The sequence below is a fragment of the Stenotrophomonas sp. ZAC14D2_NAIMI4_6 genome, from assembly GCF_003086875.1.
Classification (GTDB): domain Bacteria; phylum Pseudomonadota; class Gammaproteobacteria; order Xanthomonadales; family Xanthomonadaceae; genus Stenotrophomonas.
This window is the reverse complement of sequence record NZ_CP025996.1, coordinates 4,403,172-4,419,475: the sequence shown is the minus strand read 5'-3', so window position 1 is coordinate 4,419,475 and position 16,304 is coordinate 4,403,172. Positions and strand designations below refer to the sequence as shown.

16 protein-coding genes are annotated in these 16,304 nt (G+C 68.3%); 8 read left to right on the top strand and 8 right to left on the bottom strand.

The genetic code is table 11. The features are described 5' to 3' along the window. Window positions 1–26: 26 nt before the first annotated feature. Window positions 27–929: a hypothetical protein gene (locus C1933_RS20005; RefSeq protein ID WP_159094031.1), complete on the bottom strand. Its 903-nt coding sequence runs from the start codon at window positions 927–929 to the stop codon at window positions 27–29. Beyond that, window positions 926–1,741 carry a protein klaA gene (locus C1933_RS20000; protein ID WP_108754669.1) on the bottom strand — a complete coding sequence of 272 codons (816 nt, stop codon included), beginning with the start codon at window positions 1,739–1,741 and terminating at the stop codon, window positions 926–928. Before C1933_RS20000 ends, C1933_RS20005 begins: the two co-directional genes overlap by 4 nt. A 154-nt stretch (window positions 1,742–1,895) precedes the next feature. On the opposite strand from C1933_RS20000, the gene C1933_RS19995 reads away from it, so the two are divergent. Further along, window positions 1,896–3,131, top strand: coding sequence for a dipeptidase (locus C1933_RS19995; RefSeq protein WP_108754906.1), 1,236 nt, complete (start codon window positions 1,896–1,898; stop codon window positions 3,129–3,131). Window positions 3,132–3,202: 71 nt separating this feature from the next. Here the strand turns inward: C1933_RS19995 and C1933_RS19990 are convergent, their stop codons facing one another. Next, the gene (locus C1933_RS19990) at window positions 3,203–4,630 is read right to left on the bottom strand and encodes an amino acid permease (RefSeq protein WP_108754668.1); all 1,428 of its coding nucleotides are present in this window, start codon (window positions 4,628–4,630) and stop codon (window positions 3,203–3,205) included. Window positions 4,631–4,859: 229 nt separating this feature from the next. After that, window positions 4,860–5,762 (bottom strand): LysR family transcriptional regulator, encoded by a 903-nt coding sequence (locus C1933_RS19985; protein ID WP_108754667.1) that lies wholly within the window; start codon window positions 5,760–5,762, stop codon window positions 4,860–4,862. 111 nt (window positions 5,763–5,873) lie between these two features. Between C1933_RS19985 and C1933_RS19980 the strand changes: the two genes are divergently transcribed. The 3 genes from C1933_RS19980 to C1933_RS19970 all read left to right on the top strand — a co-directional run bounded on the left by C1933_RS19980 (window position 5,874) and on the right by C1933_RS19970 (window position 8,700). Beyond that, complete coding sequence (locus C1933_RS19980; RefSeq protein ID WP_108754666.1) at window positions 5,874–6,941, top strand: aldo/keto reductase; 1,068 nt, start codon at window positions 5,874–5,876, stop codon at window positions 6,939–6,941. A gap of 39 nt (window positions 6,942–6,980) precedes the next feature. After that, a complete protein-coding gene (locus tag C1933_RS19975; RefSeq protein WP_108754665.1) occupies window positions 6,981–7,976 on the top strand; it encodes an aldo/keto reductase in 996 nt (331 codons plus the stop codon). A gap of 67 nt (window positions 7,977–8,043) precedes the next feature. Further along, entirely contained in the window at window positions 8,044–8,700 is a 657-nt protein-coding gene (locus C1933_RS19970; RefSeq protein ID WP_234414592.1) for a suppressor of fused domain protein, read from the top strand. A gap of 129 nt (window positions 8,701–8,829) precedes the next feature. On the opposite strand, the gene leuE is transcribed toward C1933_RS19970, so the two are convergent. Together leuE and C1933_RS19960 are read right to left on the bottom strand one after the other, a co-directional pair. Continuing rightward, entirely contained in the window at window positions 8,830–9,459 is a 630-nt protein-coding gene (gene leuE / locus C1933_RS19965) for a leucine efflux protein LeuE (protein WP_108751417.1), read from the bottom strand. Window positions 9,460–9,467: 8 nt separating this feature from the next. Beyond that, window positions 9,468–10,448, bottom strand: coding sequence for a LysR family transcriptional regulator (locus C1933_RS19960; protein WP_108754663.1), 981 nt, complete (start codon window positions 10,446–10,448; stop codon window positions 9,468–9,470). Window positions 10,449–10,539: 91 nt separating this feature from the next. Between C1933_RS19960 and C1933_RS19955 the strand changes: the two genes are divergently transcribed. Continuing rightward, window positions 10,540–11,547: a zinc-binding alcohol dehydrogenase family protein gene (locus C1933_RS19955; RefSeq protein ID WP_108754662.1), complete on the top strand. Its 1,008-nt coding sequence runs from the start codon at window positions 10,540–10,542 to the stop codon at window positions 11,545–11,547. A 380-nt stretch (window positions 11,548–11,927) separates the two neighbouring features. Here the strand turns inward: C1933_RS19955 and C1933_RS19950 are convergent, their stop codons facing one another. After that, window positions 11,928–12,530 (bottom strand): glutathione S-transferase N-terminal domain-containing protein, encoded by a 603-nt coding sequence (locus tag C1933_RS19950; RefSeq protein ID WP_108754661.1) that lies wholly within the window; start codon window positions 12,528–12,530, stop codon window positions 11,928–11,930. Window positions 12,531–12,574: 44 nt separating this feature from the next. Between C1933_RS19950 and rmuC the strand changes: the two genes are divergently transcribed. The 3 genes from rmuC (at window position 12,575) to C1933_RS19935 (ending at window position 15,191) form a co-directional block, all read left to right on the top strand. Beyond that, window positions 12,575–14,119 (top strand): DNA recombination protein RmuC, encoded by a 1,545-nt coding sequence (rmuC, locus tag C1933_RS19945; protein WP_108754660.1) that lies wholly within the window; start codon window positions 12,575–12,577, stop codon window positions 14,117–14,119. A 63-nt stretch (window positions 14,120–14,182) separates the two neighbouring features. Beyond that, complete coding sequence (locus C1933_RS19940) at window positions 14,183–14,581, top strand: hypothetical protein (protein WP_108754659.1); 399 nt, start codon at window positions 14,183–14,185, stop codon at window positions 14,579–14,581. 64 nt (window positions 14,582–14,645) lie between these two features. Next, window positions 14,646–15,191 carry a glutathione peroxidase gene (locus C1933_RS19935; protein ID WP_108754658.1) on the top strand — a complete coding sequence of 182 codons (546 nt, stop codon included), beginning with the start codon at window positions 14,646–14,648 and terminating at the stop codon, window positions 15,189–15,191. A gap of 107 nt (window positions 15,192–15,298) precedes the next feature. Here C1933_RS19935 and C1933_RS19930 read toward each other — a convergent pair whose 3' ends face one another. After that, window positions 15,299–16,303: a VacJ family lipoprotein gene (locus tag C1933_RS19930; RefSeq protein WP_108754657.1), complete on the bottom strand. Its 1,005-nt coding sequence runs from the start codon at window positions 16,301–16,303 to the stop codon at window positions 15,299–15,301. Window position 16,304: the final 1 nt, after the last annotated feature.

Sequence of the window (16,304 nt, the reverse complement as noted above, 5' to 3'; positions counted from 1 at the left end):
GCTGCGCTCGACGCGACAGGTGCAGATCAGTTCAGTCGAGCATGGCTCGACGCTGCATCTGCCCCACCCGCTGCCGATGGCCCCTGCAACTGCTGCAGCAGGCCATTGATCACCCGCGCCCGGCCGCGCACGTGGTACCCCAGCGTGGTCAGGCCGATGCCGGCGACGATCAGCAGCAGCAGTGACCAGGCGATCGCCAGGCCAACCACATGCTGCACACCGTTGCGCAGCCAGTGGTCGCGTTGCCACGCCTGGCTGCCTGCCGAATAGGGAAGCCTGGCCTTGGCTTCGAAGCGCGCTCGGATCACAGCGGGCACGGCGATGCCGATATCCTCGCCGCGGGCGATGGCCAGGCCGGTGTCGTTCAGGGGCGCGGAGGCGCGTGCCAGTGAGCGCTGCGCCTGTAGATAGCCCTGCCATTGCGGGCTGAGCGCGGCAAATCCCGGGCTGTCGATGAGCGCGGGCAGCTGAGAGCTGTCGAGCTTGCTGCCATCGCCGGCCTCAGACCGGCTGAAGTCGGGGCTGACGAAGCCGTTGCCCACCAACAGGGCCACCAGCACCGAGCCACCGATCACGAACGAGAAGGTGAAGTGGCGCACGCCGCGGTTGAGCAGCACCCTGCGCAGGCCGAACCCCATCCAGACCAGCAGGCCGCCCACGATGCTCAGGTTGGCCAATGCCAGCAGGGCGAGCGTGGAAGGCACATTGCCGTAGCCGGCGGGAACGTGCGCCGAGGGCGGACTGCCGGTCAGGCCCTGCAGCAGCATGATGGACAGCAGCGCCGTGGCCGGCAGCACCGCGAAACACGCCAGACCCAGGGTGCGCGCAAACGAACCCCGGCGGTACAGCGCGCGCAGGCCGGGAATGGCTTCGACCCGCGGCTGCAACGCTGCTGGCACCTGCAGTGGATCGGTCCTGGAAGACGTCATGCCGGTGCTCCGGAGGTGCGCAGCAGCTGCTGCAGGGCCTGTTTCAGCTGGTCCTGTGCTTGTGCCGCACGCGCCACCATCTGCGGGCTGGCGTTGTCGCTGTTCTGCAGGGCCTGGATGGTCTGCCGCCAGATCGGCAGCAGGATCTGCACGGTTTCGCAGTAGCGGTCGAGCAGTTCAATGGCGTGGTTGCGCGCCAGCTGCACCTGGATGCGGCTCATCGAATGGCTGGCCAGCAGTGCGGTCAGGTTCGCCACCCGCCGCTGCAGGCGTTCCACAGGGCGGTCCAGTACCAGCGGATCGTCGCTGGTGCCGCTGTCGGCCGGCAGTTCCTGCAGGAACTGCACGCCTGCATCAATGTAGATCTGCAGGCGCGCCCCCTGTTCGTCGTGTGCATCCAACTGCGCATTCAAACGGTCCACGCTGCTGCGCACCGCAGCGGCCTGGTGCTCGACTTCGGACAGCACGTCACCGTTGCCGCCCATCGCGATGCGCCGGCGCAGCTGCCGTTCGATATCGGCACCGGTGAACCGGTCCCACCAGCTGGCGCGTTCCAGCAGTGCATTGGGGTCGTGTTCGGAAAGGCGGCTGACCAGATCGGCCAGTGCCCGGGCCAGCGCGTGGGCACTGCCTTCCTGCCACGCCGGCTCCGCACTGGCGCTGGCCAGGTCGGCCGGTCCGTAGCGGCCGATGTCGATGCGCCCCAGGAACAAGGCCGGCAGCACATCGCGCTTGAGTTGCTCGACGCTGAGCGGCGCGCTGTCAGGCGCAGGGTGTACGGTGGGAAGCGGTGGCGGCACGGGATGGGACATTGGAATTCCGTTTCAGCGGTGGCGCAGCGTGTGGGCTGCCGCTGTCGATAGCGGCTGCCGCTGAGTGTAATGGAGTGCGCGCGGCTGCCCGGCACTACCGGTGATGGCCGCCGCGGCGCTATGGTCGTGCTCTTCCCATTGCCGGTGGATGCCCATGCCGTCGTTGCGTCGCCTGTCCCTGCTGCTCGCCCTGGCGCTGAGTGCGCCGCTGTCCGCCCATGCCGTTGAATTCAGCGCGCAGGAACTGGCCCGAGCCAAGGCCCTGCAGCAGCGCCTGCTGACCCTGGACAGCCACCTGGATACGCCAGCCAACTTCGGCCGCAGCGGCTTTGACATCGAGCAGCGCCACGACCACAACGCGCTCTCGCAGGTCGACTACCCGCGCATGGTGGATGGCGCACTGGATGGCGGCTTCTGGGCCATCTACACCGACCAGGGCGACCGCAGCGCTGCCGCCCACCTGGCCGAGCGCGACCATGGCCTGCAGCGCCTGCTGGAGATCCGGCAGATGCTGGCCGCCAACCCCGAGCGCTTCGCGCTGGCGCTGACCGCCGATGATGCCGCGCGGCTCAAGGGCGAAGGCAAGCGCGTGGTCTACATCAGCATGGAAAACGCCAGCCCGCTGGTGGCCGACCCCACGCTGCTGAGCTTCTACCACCGTGCCGGCCTGCGCCTGCTCAGCACCGTGCATTTCGCCAACAACGAATTCGCCGATTCGGCCACCGATCCCAAGGGGCCGGAGTGGAAGGGCCTGAGCCCGGCCGGCAAGGATCTGGTGCGTGCGGCGGTGAAGCTGGGCATCGTCATCGACCAGTCGCACGCCTCAGATGCCGTGTTCGACGATCTGCTGGCGATGATGCCGGTGCCGTTCGTGCTGTCGCACAGTTCGGCCAAGGCGGTCTACAACCACCCGCGCAATCTGGATGATGCGCGCCTGCGCAAGCTGGCCAAGGCCGGCGGGGTGATCCAGGTGAACGCCTACGGCGGCTATCTGATCGATACCGGCAAGACGCCCGAACGCAAGCAGGCCGAAGAAGCGCTGAGCAGGCAGATGGGTGGCTGGGAAGGCATGACCATCGCCCAGGGCGTCGCCCTGCAGCAGGCCGAGCAGGCACTGGACCACGAACATCCGGTACGCCACGCGAGCCTGGACGACTTCTTCGCCCACTTCGAGCACATCCTGAAGGTGGTCGGCCCGGAGCACGTGGGCATCGGCCTGGACTGGGATGGCGGTGGCGGCCTGAGCGATCTGCCCGATGTCAGCCAGCTGCCGAAGATCACCGCCTGGCTGCTGCGCAAGGGCTACACCGAGCAGCAGATTGCCGACATCTGGGGCGGCAACCTGCTGCGGGTGATGCGCCAGGCGCAGGCTTACGCCGCCACTCGGTAGAGTCGAGCCGTGCTCGACCGCACCTTTGTAGAGTCGAGCCATGCTCGACTGCTTCTGCTCGACCCTACAGATCAGCGCGCGATCACCGCATTGCGGCGGCTGTACACGAAGTACAGCACCAGGCCGACCACGTTCCACAGCAGGAAATACAGCTGGGTGGTGTGCGGCAGGCTGATGAACAGGTAGATGCAGCCCAGTGCGGCCAGCGGCCCCACCACGAACGCCAGCGGCGTGCGGAAGCTGCGCTCGCGGTTGGGTTCGCGCACCCGCAGGACCACCAGGCAGATGCCCACGGCGGTGAACGCGGCCAGGGTACCGGCGTTGGCCAGCGCCGCGATCTCGTCCAGGCGCGCCACACCGGCCAGCGCCGACACCACCACGGCGGTAAACAACGTGGTCGCCACCGGCGTACCGGTGCGCGCGCTGACCTTGGACAGGCGGCGCGGCAGCAGGCCATCGCGGCTCATCACGAAGAAGATGCGGCTCTGGCCATACAGGAAGGCCAGCAGCACGGTGGGCAGGGCGATGATGGCGACCACGCCGATGAACATGGCGGCCTTGGGGCTGCCGAGTTCACGCATGATCAGTGCCAGCGGCTCGGCGCTCTGGCCAAACACCGCATAGCTCATCGCGCCCACGGCGGCCAGCGCCACCAGCACGTACACGATGGTGCAGCCAACCATCGAACCGATGATGCCGATCGACAGATCACGGCCCGGGTTCTTGGTTTCTTCGGCCGCGGTGGAAATGGCATCGAAGCCATAGAATGCGAAGAAGATGATGGCCGCCGCCGCCATCACGCCGCGCTCCACGCCGTCCGGCCCCATGGATTTGGCGAAGCCGTGCGGCATGAACGGTTGCAGGTTGCTGCTGTCGAAGGCGGGCAGGGCCACGGCCACGAATACCGCTAGCGCGATCAGTTTGAACACCACCAGGATCGCGTTGAGGGTGGCGCTTTCCTTGGTGCCGGCCATCAGCATCAGTGCCACCAGCCAGGTGATGACGATGGCCGGCAGGTTGATGAAGCCGCCGGCCACGTGCGGCCCGGCGGCCAGCGCCGCGGGCAGGGTGATGTCGATGCCGAACTGGGTGTGCACCCACTGCAGGAAGCCGACGAAATACCCCGACCAGCCCACCGCCACGGTACTCACCACCAGCGAGTACTCCAGGATCAGGCTCCAGCCCACCACCCAGGCGAACACTTCGCCCAGCGCGCTGTAGCTATAGGTATAGGCGCTGCCGGCGGCCGGCATCATGGTCGACAGTTCGGCGTAGGACAGCGCCGCGCAGGCGCACACCGCGCCGGCGATGGCGAAGGAGATCAGCACTGCCGGACCTGCCAGGTTGGCGCCCACGCCGATCAGCGTGTAGATGCCGGTGCCGACAATGGCGCCGATGCCCAGGGCGATCAGGTGCGGCCAGCTGAGGGTCGGGACCAGGCGCCGGCCGGCTTCATGGTCGGTGACGGAATCTAGGGACTTGCGCCGGAGCAGGGACATGCAGGCCTCGGAAGGGGATGACTTGGAACGACAAGTTCCCGAGTGTGACCCAACGCAGCGCAGCATTACCACTGACGGGGGTCATACCCGCCCTGTCGCGCGCTGCGCCCCGACCAGGGTGACGGAATCGGCATAAACGGTCACCCGGTCACGTCGGGCGTACCCGACGGCTTCGGGTGGGTAGAGTCGAGCTTGCTCGACTGTGCAGAACAGTCGAGCAAGCTCGACGCTACCGGTCATCCATTCCCGCGCGCAGGTGGTCGATGAACACCCGCAGCTTGGGCGCCATCTGTTCGCGCGCCGGGTAATACAGGTGGAAGCCGGGGAATGGCGGCTGCCAGTCCTGCAGCACGCTTCGCAGGCGGCCGGCGGCAATATCGTCGGCCACCAGCGAGGCGAAGCCCTGGGCCATGCCCAGACCATCCAGCACGGCGCGATGGGCGACACCGGCATCGTTGAACACCAGCCTGCCGCTGACTTCCACCTCCAGGTCGTGGCCCTGGCGGCTGAATTCCCAGGGCATCAACCGGCCGTTGGCCAGCCGGTGCACGATGCAGGCATGGTCCTGCAGGTCGTGCGGGGTCTGCGGCACACCGTGGCGTTCGAAGTAGGCCGGCGTGGCCACCACTACCTGTCGTTCGGGCGGTCCAACCGGCACGGCAATCATCCCCTGCGCCAGCGATTCGCCCAGGCGGATGCCGGCGTCGAAGCCCTCGGCCACCAGATCGGTCAGCGCCGGGTCCACGCACAGTTCCACCTGCACCTGCGGGTAGCGGGCGAGGAAATCGGGCAGCCGCGGCAGCACCATGCGATCAGCCACGATGCGCGGCAAGGTCACCCGCAGCCGACCGGCCGGCACCGAGCGCGCGCTGTCCAGCTCGGCGAAGGCCTGGTCGATCTGCTCCAGGCCGCCGCGCACGCGCTGCAGGAAGCGTGCGCCGTGTTCGGTCAGGCCCACCCGCCGCGTGGTCCGCTGCAGCAGGCGCACGCCCATCCGTGCTTCCAGCGCGCGCACGCTCTGCGACAGCGCCGAGGTCGACACCCCCAGGGCGTCGGCAGCGCGGGTGAAACTGGCATGGTCGGCCACGTGGACGAAAGCGACCACAGCGGTAAGCGGCGCAGAGGCGTCCATTGTGAAGCCTTCCTTCAAGGTAAGTTTGGTTGTACGCAGTTTATCCACATGATCGACAGGAGGAAGCTGGCTTCCCCGGCGGATGTACCGCCTGCGTGATGGAGACCTGCAATGTCGCTCGACCACTACCGCCTGCTGGGCCGCTCCGGCCTGCGGGTCAGCCCGATGGCCCTGGGCACGATGACCTTCGGCGCCGACTGGGGCTGGGGCGCGGATGAAGCCGAGGCCCGTCGCATCTTCGACGCCTACGTCGAACGTGGCGGCAATTTCGTCGATACGGCGAACAACTACACCAATGGCAGCGCCGAAACCCTGCTCGGCCGTTTCGCCCAGGGCCGGCGCGACCGCCTGGTGATTGCCAGCAAGTACACCCTGGCCACCGTGCCGGGCGACCCCAACAACGCCGGCAACCACCGCAAGAGCATGCTGCGCTCGGTGGAGGACAGCCTGCGCCGGCTCGGTACCGACTACCTGGACGTGCTGTACCTGCACGCCTGGGACGACACCACCGGCGTGGACGAGGTGATGCGCGGCTTCGACGATCTGGTCCGCAGTGGCAAGGTGCTCTACGCCGGCATTTCCGATACACCGGCCTGGCAGATCGCACGCATGCAGACCCTGGCCGACCTGCGTGGCTGGGCCCCGCTGGTGGCGCTGCAGATCGAGTACAGCCTGATCCAGCGCAGCGTGGAACACGAACTGCTGCCGATGGCGCAGGCGCTGGGCCTGGGCGTGGTGGCCTGGTCGCCGCTGGGCAGCGGGGTGCTGACCGGCAAGTACAGCGCCGCCGATCTGGCCCCGCCCGAGGTGCTGGATGCCACGCCGGGGGGCTCACGCCGCAACGTCGCCCTGATCAACGGCGCGTTGAACCCTCGTTCGCTGCAGATCGCCGATGAAGTCAGACAGATCGCCCAGGACCTGTCGCACTCCCCGGCCCAGGTCGCGCTGGCCTGGCTGCTGCAGCGCCCCGCTGCCGGTGCCCTGCCCATCGTTGGCGCCCGCACCCTGGCCCAGCTCGAGCACAACCTGGACGCGCTGGACCTGCAGCTGCCTGCCGACGTCATCGCCCGACTGGACGCGATCAGCGCCGTCGCCCCGTCCTTCCCGCACGACTTCCTGCAGATGCCGCTGCCACGCATGTTGATGAGCGGCGGCACCCGCCTGCAGCCGCGCGCCTGACCACTTCCACCCGGAGACTTCCCGATGAACCCCACACCGATGACCACCCGCACCCTCGGCCCCGCCGGCCCCACCGTGTCCGCCTTGGGCCTGGGCTGCATGGGCATGAGTGCCTTCTACGGCGGGCGCGGCAGCGAAGACGAGGCCATCACCCTGATCCAGCAGGCCCTGGACCGTGGCGTCACCCTGCTCGACACCGCCGATGTGTACGGCCCGCACAGCAATGAACGCCTGCTCGGCCGCGCCATCGCCGGGCGCCGCAACGAGGTGTTCCTGGCCAGCAAGTTCGGCCTGAAGCTGGACCCGGGCAACCCGCAGGCACGGGGCATCGACGGCCGCCCGGAATACGTGCAGGCCGCCTGCGAGGACAGCCTGCGCCGGCTGGGCGTGGACCACATCGACCTGTACTACCAGCACCGCGTCGACCCGGCGGTGCCGATCGAAGACACCGTCGGTGCGATGGCGCGGCTGGTGGAACAGGGCAAGGTGCGCTGGCTGGGCCTGTCCGAGGCCTCGGCGGCCACGATCCGCCGCGCCCACGCGGTGCACCCGATCACCGCAGTGCAGAGCGAGTACTCGCTGTGGTCGCGCGAACCGGAACAGAACGAGGTGCTGGCCACCACCGCCGAACTGGGCATCGGCTTCGTGCCGTATTCACCGCTGGGCCGGGGCTTCCTGACCGGTGCCATCCGCAGCCCGGATGATTTCGAGGCCGACGACTACCGCCGCAGTTCGCCGCGCTTCCAGGGCGACAACTTCGCCCGCAACCTGGCGCTGGTGGCGCAGGTGCAGACGCTGGCCGCCGAGCTGCAGATCACCCCGGCACAGCTGGCCCTGGCCTGGGTGCTGGCGCAGGGTCCGCACCTGGTGCCGATCCCGGGCACCACGCGTCTGCCACGGCTGCAGGAAAACCTGGGCGCGCTGCAGGTGCAGCTGGGCGCGGACGTGCTGGCTCGACTGGATGCGGTGTTCCCGCTGCATGCGGCGGCCGGGGCACGCTACCCGCAGGCCGTGCTGGCCACGGTGGACCGCTGAAACGACGGGCGGGGCCGCGCTATCCTGCCGCCCCGCCCGCAACCGCCAAGGACGCACGATGCCCCCCATGGACGACGACACCCTGCTCGAACGCAGCTGGGAAATCCGCGAAGAGACCCTGTACAAGCAGCACTTCGGCGACACCGGCCCGGGCATCTACCCGCTGGACATGGACCTGCTGCGCGGGGTGTTCCAGCAGGAGGACATCGATCCGCGCTGGCTGCACGTGGGCGTATTCGCCTGCCCCCCACATGGCGAGCGCCGGCACTGGGTGTATGTCAGCTCGGGCCTGTCCAACCCTTGGGAAGGTGCGCACGAGGACGGCGATTCGGGCTTTGGTGTCGAACTGCTGCTGGAAACGCGCGACGAAGCGCCGTGGGCACTGACCACCCTGCGCTGGTTCACCGCCTACCAGCTGCTGCTGTGCCATTCGCGCATGCCGGGCGGGCCGCTGGCGCCGTGGCATCGTTTGAAGCTGGGCATGCCGGTGGACCGTGCCGAAAGCGAACTGCAGGCAATGGTGTTCATTCCCTCGCCGCATTTCCCCGGCCCACAGCAGCTGCCCTCCGGCCGCTTCGATTTCCTGCAGCTGCTGCCGCTGACCCTGGAAGAACATGCCTTCGGTCGCGAACATGACTTTGAAACGGTGCTGGCGCAGTTGACCGCGGCTGGCGCCGCGCCGGTGGTCGACCCGAAGCGTCGCGGCATCGACCTGGCACCGTAGCGTCGAGCCTGCTCGACTGAAGGAGTCGTAGAGTCGAGCTTGCTCGACTGGCACGGAAAATCAGTCGCGCAAGCTCGACTCTACGAAGAGCGCGAAGCAGTCGAGCAAGCTCGACTCTACCGGGCTGTCTTACCCGTTCAACCCCAGGCGGATACCGAAGCCGACCAGGAACAGGCCGGCCACGCGGCGCAGCGCCGTGCTCACGCGCGGGTGCTGGATCAACCGCCGCCGCGCCAGGTTGCCCGCACCGATCAGCAGCGAGCAGTAGGCCACGCTGACTACGAAGATGATGCCGGCCAGCGCCGCGAACGTGGCGATGCCGTGGTGCGCGGTGGGATCGATGAACAGCGGCAGGAAGGCCATGTAGAACAGGATCGCCTTCGGATTGAGCAGGCTGACCAGGATCGCCTGCTGGAAATAGCGGCCGGGCTGCATGCGGATCGGGCCGCCATCGCCGCCATCAGGCTTCGGCGTGCGCAGCAGGCTGATGCCCACCCACACCAGATAGGCCGCGCCCAGGTACTGCACGGCGTGGAACACCAGCGGGTTGGCTTTCAGCAGCGCGGCCACGCCGGCCAGGGCCAGCCACATCAGGATCTGGTCGCCCACCAGCAGGCCGGCCAGGGCGGTGTAGCCACCGCGCACGCCACCACGGCCGGTGGCCGTGAGCAGGGTGAAGGTGCCGGGCCCGGGCAGGGCAAGGAACACCAGTACGGCGAGCAGGAACGTCCACAGGTCCTGGATGCCCATCCACGGCATGGCTTGGCTCATTGTTGTTGCGGGGGGGCGCCATTGTCGGCCACCGCGCTGGCCGCGGACAGGGGGCCGCCGTCGCCAGCGGGCAGGCCGGACAGCAGAGGTTGCAGGTGCTGGTGCAGCTGCGCGTGCAGTTGCCGCACCGCCGGCGAGAACTGCTTGCGGTGCGGGCAGACCAGCTGCAGCGGAATATGGCTGCCCACGCCACCCAGCAGCACCTGCAGGCGGCCTTCCTGCACGTCCTGGCGCAGGTCCAGCCAGGATTTGTAGGTGATGCCTTCACCGGCCACCGCCCAACGCCGCACCACGTCGGCGTCGTCGCAGACCAGTGGACCGCGCACCGGCACCACCACCCGGCGCCCGTCCACCTCGAAGGCCCAGCGGTCGTAGGTGCGTCCCCCGAGCTGGTAGGCCAGGCAGTCGTGCTCGCGCAGATCCTCCAGCCGCGCCGGCACACCGCGCCGCTGCAGATAGGCCGGTGATGCGGCCAGCACGCGGCGATTGCCCTCCAGCAGGGGCAGGGCCACGTAGTTGGCATCGTCGAACTGGCCCAGGCGGATCGCCACGTCCACCGGGTCGCGGAATACATCGGCAACTTCGTCGGACAGCCGCAGGTGCAGGCGCAGCTTCGGATGTGCGGCGCGGAAGGTCGCCAGCCACGGCAGCAGCAGGTTGCGGCCGAAATCCGACGGCGCCGACAACTGCAGGGTGCCGTGCAGTTCGGCCGCGTCGCCCTGCACCCGTGCCTGGCCCTCGCGCAGGGTGGCCAGCACTTCCTGCGCATAGGGCAGGTACAGCGCACCTTCGCCGGTCAGGCGCAGGCTGCGGGTGGTGCGCACGAACAGGCGCAGGTCCAGCTCGCGTTCCAGCCGCGCCACGGCCGCAGCCACCTGGCCAGGCAGCAGGTCGGCCTCGCGCGCGGCCTGCGAGAAGCTGCCCAGGGCGGCAGTGCGGACGAACAGCTGCAGGTCGTCGAAGCGGATCATTTTCATCGCCAGAGTGAAAGTGCTGACTGATTCTGCGCCTTTCCCGGCAGGCGTGCGCGGCGCACGCTGTGCCTTCCTTTCCCCCTTGGACCGCCCCATGCGCGCCATTGCCTATACCCACGCCGGCCTGCCCATCGATGACCCCCAGGCCCTGGTCGATATCGATCTGGACCTGCCCCAGCCCGGCCCGCGCGATCTGCGCGTGGCCGTGCGCGCGGTGGCCGTGAACCCCGTCGACACCAAGGTTCGCCGCAGCGCCGCCACCGAAAGCCCGCGCGTGCTGGGTTGGGATGCGGTGGGCGTGGTCGACGCCGTGGGCAGCGAGGTGACCCTGTTCCAGCCGGGCGACGCGGTGTACTACGCCGGCGTGATCGACCGCCCCGGCAGCAATGCCGAATACCAGTTGGTGGACGAGCGCAGTGTTGGCCGCAAGCCCGCCACGCTGGACGATGCCGCGGCGGCAGCCCTGCCGCTGACCGCGATCACCGCCTGGGAGCTGCTGTTCGACCGCCTGCGCATTGCCGAGGGCGGTGGTGAAGGGCAGACCCTCCTGGTGATCGGCGCCGCGGGCGGTGTCGGCTCGATCCTGGTGCAGCTGGCACGCCAGCTGACCCGGCTGACGGTGGTCGGCACCGCTTCGCGCCCCGATACCCAGGACTGGGTGTACGCCATGGGCGCCCACCACGTGATCGACCACAGCCTGCCGCTGGCCGAAGGCCTGGCCCGGCTGGGCATCCCCCAGGTGGAACACGTGGCCAGCCTGACCCACACCGACCAGCACTACGCGCAGATCGTGGAGGTGCTGGCACCGCAGGGCCAGCTGGGGCTGATTGATGACCCGGGCCAACTGGACGTGATGGCGCTCAAGCGCAAGGCGCTGTCGCTGCACTGGGAACTGATGTTCACCCGCCCGCTGTTCAAGACGGCGGACATGCAGAAGCAGCACGATCTGTTGAACCGGGTGGCCGAACTGATCGACGCCGGCGTGCTGCAGACCACGCTGGGCGAGCACTTCGGGCGCATCAACGCGGCCAACCTGCGCCGCGCGCACGCACTGCTGGAAAGCCACCGCGCCAAGGGCAAGATCGTGCTGGAAGGCTGGTGAGGGTTCCGGCCAACGGCTGAGCCCCTCGTGGCTGTGGGTTGGTCGCGGAAAGCGAAACCCTGCGCTGGGTCGGGCGGGCGGGTTGCGCGGGGGACGCCGTGAATCCATCCATGGAGGCTTGTCAGCCGCATCCATGCGGCCGACACCCCCGCGCAACCCACCCGCCCGACCTCTGACAGTTCCTGGGTGCGGTCAGCCACGGAGAAGAAGAAAAAGAACAAAAGCCGGTCGCTTCGCTTGTGTGTCGACCAAGGTCGACACCTACCAGAGCCGGCCCCCCCCCGCCATCCCACGGATACCCAGCTCTTGACGTTGCTTCAGTCGAGCATGGCTCGACTCTACGGCAGGTGCAGGGCTGCAAGCCCTGCAAAAACACCCCCTCAGGCAACTCCGTTGTCGACGTGTTCGGCAAATCCCGGCTGCTGCCGCAGGCGCTCGAACCAGGCGGCCACGTTGGCCAGCGCCGGCTTGTTGCCCGGTGTGCATCGCCAGCGCTGGGTCGACAGCCCCAGCACGATGTCGGCCAGGGTGAAGGCATCTCCGGCCACGTGGGCATGCTGCGCCAGCTGCGCATCCAGCATCGCCATCAGCCCGTTCCACTGCACCAGGCTGGCCTCCGCCCGCGCATCGTCCGGGTAGTCGGCATGACCACGCACGCGGGCCATGAACACCGCGCGCCACGCCGTGTTCAGATCGGTGGCCTGCCAATCCATCCATTGCTCTACCCGCGCCCGCGCCTGTGGTTGCATCGGCAGCAGATCATCGCGCCCGGCACGCGCGGCCAGGTAGCGGCAGATGCTGTTGGATTCCCACAGCACGAAGTCGCCCTCGCGCAGCACCGGTACCTGCGCGTTGGGGTTCAGCCCGCGCAGCAGCTCGGCCGCCGGGGCCATGTGGTGCCGCAGCGGCTGGCCCAGCACGGCCGCCAGCCACAGCACCTTGCGCACGTTGATCGACGACGGCTTTCCGTACAGTTCCAGCATGGTCAGGCGCAGCGTTTGAGACGGGGCCAGCCTACACTGGTGGCATGCAAACTGAATTCCTCATCGTTGGCAGCCTCCTGCTGGCCATCCTTGTCCTGCAGCTGGTCGCCCTGCTGCGCCGGCCCCCCCATGACCGCCTGGAACAGGCCGTGCGCGAAGAGGCCCGCAGTGGCCGCAGCGAACTGCGTGAACAGCTCGATGGCTTCGCCCGCGCGCTGACCGATCTCTCGACCCGCACCGACCAGCGCCTGGACCTGCTGCGCGAAGCGCTGGGCGAAGACGCCCGCAAGGCGCGCGCCGAAGCGGCCGACAGTCAGCAGCGCAGCGGCGCGCTGCTCGGCCAGCGCCTGCAGGAGCTGCGCGCGCAGCTGGAGGTGTTCGGCCAGCAACAGGAAGCGCGCATCCATGCCTTCGGCCAGCAGCTGCAGGAACTGACCACGCGCACCGATACCCAGTTGGGCGCGCTGCGCCAGACCCTGGTGGACGATGCGCGCAAGGGCCGCGAAGAAGGTGCGCAGTCGCAGCAGCGGCTGACCGAAAGCCTGGGCCTGCGCCTGCAGGAACTGACCCAGCGCAACGAGCAGCGCATTGCTGAAATGCGCGCCACCCTGGAAGAGCAGCTGCGCGCGCTGCAGACCGACAACGCGCAGAAGCTGGAACAGATGCGGGTAACGGTGGACGAGAAGCTGCAGTCCACGCTGGAAACCCGTCTGGGGCAGTCGTTCAAGCTGGTGTCCGAGCGCCTGGAACAGGTGCAGCGCGGCCTGGGCGAGATGCAGCAGCTGGCCACCGGCGTGGGCGACCTGAAGCGTGTGCTGACCAACGTGAAGACGCGCGGCAGCTGGGGCGAAGTGCAGCTGGAGAACATCCTGGAACAGACCCTGATCCAGGAACAGTACGCACGCGCGGTGAAGGTGCGCCCGGACAGTGGCGAGATGGTCGATATCGCGGTGCGCCTGCCCGGCCGCGCCGCCGACGATGCACCGGTGTGGCTGCCGATCGATTCCAAGTTCCCGCGCGAGGATTACGAACGTCTGCTGGATGCACAGGAGCAGGGCGACGCCGAACTGGTGCGCGTGCAGGGCGCACAGTTGGAACGGGCGGTGAAGATCCAGGCCAAGTCCATCTGCGAGAAATACATCGTGCCGCCGCACACCACCGATTTCGCGGTGATGTTCCTGCCCACCGAAGGCCTGTACGCCGAAGTGATCCGCCGCCCCGGGCTGGTGGACCTGCTGCAGCGCGACCATCGCGTGGTGGTGGCGGGGCCGACCACGGTCACCGCGCTGCTCAACAGTCTGCAGATGGGCTTCCGCACCCTGGCCATCGAAAAGCGCTCCAGCGAGGTGTGGAGCCTGCTGGGCGCGGTGAAGACCGAGTTCGGCAAGTTCGGTGATGTGCTGGACAACGTGAAGGCCAAGCTGGACCAGGCCAGCAAGCAGATCGACCAGACCGGCGTGCGCACGCGGGCGATCGCGCGCAAGCTGCGCGAGGTGGAATCGCTGCCGGCCGAACAGAGCCGACAGCTGTTGCCCGATGGCCTGGCCGCAGACGAAGCACCCGAAGCCGACGACGCCGGGCAGGGCTGACACACCGTTTGCACCGCGTGGTGCGTATGCTGGCGGCCTCGATTACCGCCAGCAGGTCCAACCATGCGCCTTCGTTTCCTTGCCAGCCTTGTCCTGGGCGTGCTGCTGGCCGCCTGCAGCAGCACCCCGCCAGCGACCGATGCGGCGGCACAGCCGGCCGCGGCCGACACCGCTGAAGCCAGCCAGGCCTACCAGGAAGCGCGCGATGTTGACTGCCGCGCTGCCGGCGGCACCCTGCAGCCGCTGGGTCGGCTGCAGCGCGTGCAGTGCGTGATTCCCTATGCCGATGCGGGCAAGACCTGCAGCGGCAAGCAGGACTGCAGCGGCCAGTGCCTGGCCACCGGCGAAACCGAAGCAGGCGTGGTCGCCACGGGTACCTGCCAGCGCGATGTCAGCCAGAACTTCGGTTGCCGCCAGCGCATTGAAGCGGGCAAGGCACAGGGCACGATCTGCGTGGATTGAGCGCGCGCAGCACGCGCGCGGCGCTATGCTGGCAGACCTTTCCCGCCATTGCCGGAGCACCCGCGTGAGCACCCCGATCCAGGACATTTCCCTCACCACCATCGACGGCCAGCCGTCTTCCCTGGCCGACTACAACGGCAAGGTACTGCTGCTGGTGAACGTGGCCTCCAAGTGCGGCCTGACCAAGCAGTACGAAGGCCTGCAGGCGCTGTACGCCGACAAGCAGGCGCAGGGCCTGGAAGTGCTGGGTTTCCCGGCCAACAACTTCCTCGGCCAGGAGCCGGGCAGTGAAGCCGAGATCCAGCAGTTCTGCCAGCTGACCTACAACGTCAGCTTCCCCATGTTCGCCAAGATCAGCGTGGCCGGTGAGGACATCCACCCGCTGTACCAGCAGCTGACCGCCGCCCAGCCGCAGGCCATCGGTGAAGGCCCGCTGCGCGAGCTGCTGACCGGCAAGGACATTCCCACCCTGCCGGCGCCGGCGGTGCTGTGGAACTTCGAGAAGTTCCTGATCGGCCGCGATGGCCAGGTCATCGCCCGCTTCGCACCGGACGTGGCCGCCGATGATGCGCGCCTGCGCGAAGCGGTCGAGGCCGCCCTGGCCGCCTGACCCCGCCGGGGTCGGATCCCTTTCCACCGGAAAGGGCTCTGACCCCAGGGCAGCGGCAAAAAAAAACCCCGCCAAGGCGGGGTTTTTTCATGCGCCGGTCGCAGCGATCAGTTGCTCCACTGCGGCATCGGCATGGCATCGACCGGAATGGGCGAATTGGCATCGTCGCTGCCACGCTCGCGCTTGCCACGCAGATCGTTCTCGATCTGGTAGTTGCGGCGCTGCAGCCAGGCATCGCGGGTCAGCGCGTACTCGTCCACTGCGCTGTCGCGGATATCGTCCAGCGCCATCAGCTGTGCGCGGGTGTCCACCAGCTGCAGGCCCTGCAGGCCGATACGCACCTTGTCTTCCTCGATGGTGCGGATGGGCGACAGCGGAATGTCACCGGCCAGGCCGAACACATCGCGCACGGTACGCGGGCCGAAGAACGGCAGTTCCACGTAGCGCGAACGGCGCCAGCCCCAGGCGCCCAGGGTCTGCCCGAAGTCTTCATTGCGACGCGGGACCATGGCCTTGCTGGCCGGATCGAACAGGCCACCGATACCCAGCGTGCTGTTCATCAGGAAGCGGCCCAAGGTGTCCCAGGCATCGCCCGGTCGGCCCTGCAGCAGCTGGTTGGTGATAGTCAGCGGCGAACGCAGGTTGCTGAAGAAGTTGCTGACGCCGGTACGGGCAAAGCGCGGCACCACGTGGGTGTAGGCGGTGGCCAGCGGGCGCGCGACGCCGCGATCAACCGCGTTGTTGAACGCATGCACCTTGCGGTTCAGCGGCTCCCACGGGTCGTAGGCCGAGGCATCGGCGGTGGCGGCATTGCTGCCATACAGCGCATCGAAGTCGTCATCGTCGCCGGCTGCGGCGGTGGTGTTGCCAGCGCTGCCCGCCTGGCCGGCCGGCGGCGTGGCTGCGGTCGCGGCGGTAGCCGGTGCGGCGGTCGCACTGTCAGTGGTCGGCGCCACATCCGTCGCCGGCACGGCATCGCTGGCCACCGGTTCGCTGGCGGCGGCCGGCACCACGGTGTCGGCCACGGGCGCGTCGCTGCGCGCGGGCTTGCCGGCGCACGCGCTCAGCGCGGCAGCAACAAGAAGAAGGGAGATGGCGCGTACGACGTTCATG

Bases quoted from the DNA above. Each gene is read 5' to 3' on its own strand.
- C1933_RS20005 (WP_159094031.1), bottom strand. From the start codon at position 929: ATGACGTCTTCCAGGACCGATCCACTGCAGGTGCCAGCAGCGTTGCAG.
- C1933_RS20000 (WP_108754669.1), bottom strand. From the start codon at position 1,741: ATGTCCCATCCCGTGCCGCCACCGCTTCCCACCGTACACCCTGCGCCT.
- C1933_RS19995 (WP_108754906.1), top strand. From the start codon at position 1,896: ATGCCGTCGTTGCGTCGCCTGTCCCTGCTGCTCGCCCTGGCGCTGAGT.
- C1933_RS19990 (WP_108754668.1), bottom strand. From the start codon at position 4,630: ATGTCCCTGCTCCGGCGCAAGTCCCTAGATTCCGTCACCGACCATGAA.
- C1933_RS19985 (WP_108754667.1), bottom strand. From the start codon at position 5,762: ATGGACGCCTCTGCGCCGCTTACCGCTGTGGTCGCTTTCGTCCACGTG.
- C1933_RS19980 (WP_108754666.1), top strand. From the start codon at position 5,874: ATGTCGCTCGACCACTACCGCCTGCTGGGCCGCTCCGGCCTGCGGGTC.
- C1933_RS19975 (WP_108754665.1), top strand. From the start codon at position 6,981: ATGACCACCCGCACCCTCGGCCCCGCCGGCCCCACCGTGTCCGCCTTG.
- C1933_RS19970 (WP_234414592.1), top strand. From the start codon at position 8,044: ATGGACGACGACACCCTGCTCGAACGCAGCTGGGAAATCCGCGAAGAG.
- leuE (WP_108751417.1), bottom strand. From the start codon at position 9,459: ATGCCGTGGATGGGCATCCAGGACCTGTGGACGTTCCTGCTCGCCGTA.
- C1933_RS19960 (WP_108754663.1), bottom strand. From the start codon at position 10,448: ATGAAAATGATCCGCTTCGACGACCTGCAGCTGTTCGTCCGCACTGCC.
- C1933_RS19955 (WP_108754662.1), top strand. From the start codon at position 10,540: ATGCGCGCCATTGCCTATACCCACGCCGGCCTGCCCATCGATGACCCC.
- C1933_RS19950 (WP_108754661.1), bottom strand. From the start codon at position 12,530: ATGCTGGAACTGTACGGAAAGCCGTCGTCGATCAACGTGCGCAAGGTG.
- rmuC (WP_108754660.1), top strand. From the start codon at position 12,575: ATGCAAACTGAATTCCTCATCGTTGGCAGCCTCCTGCTGGCCATCCTT.
- C1933_RS19940 (WP_108754659.1), top strand. From the start codon at position 14,183: ATGCGCCTTCGTTTCCTTGCCAGCCTTGTCCTGGGCGTGCTGCTGGCC.
- C1933_RS19930 (WP_108754657.1), bottom strand. From the start codon at position 16,303: ATGAACGTCGTACGCGCCATCTCCCTTCTTCTTGTTGCTGCCGCGCTG.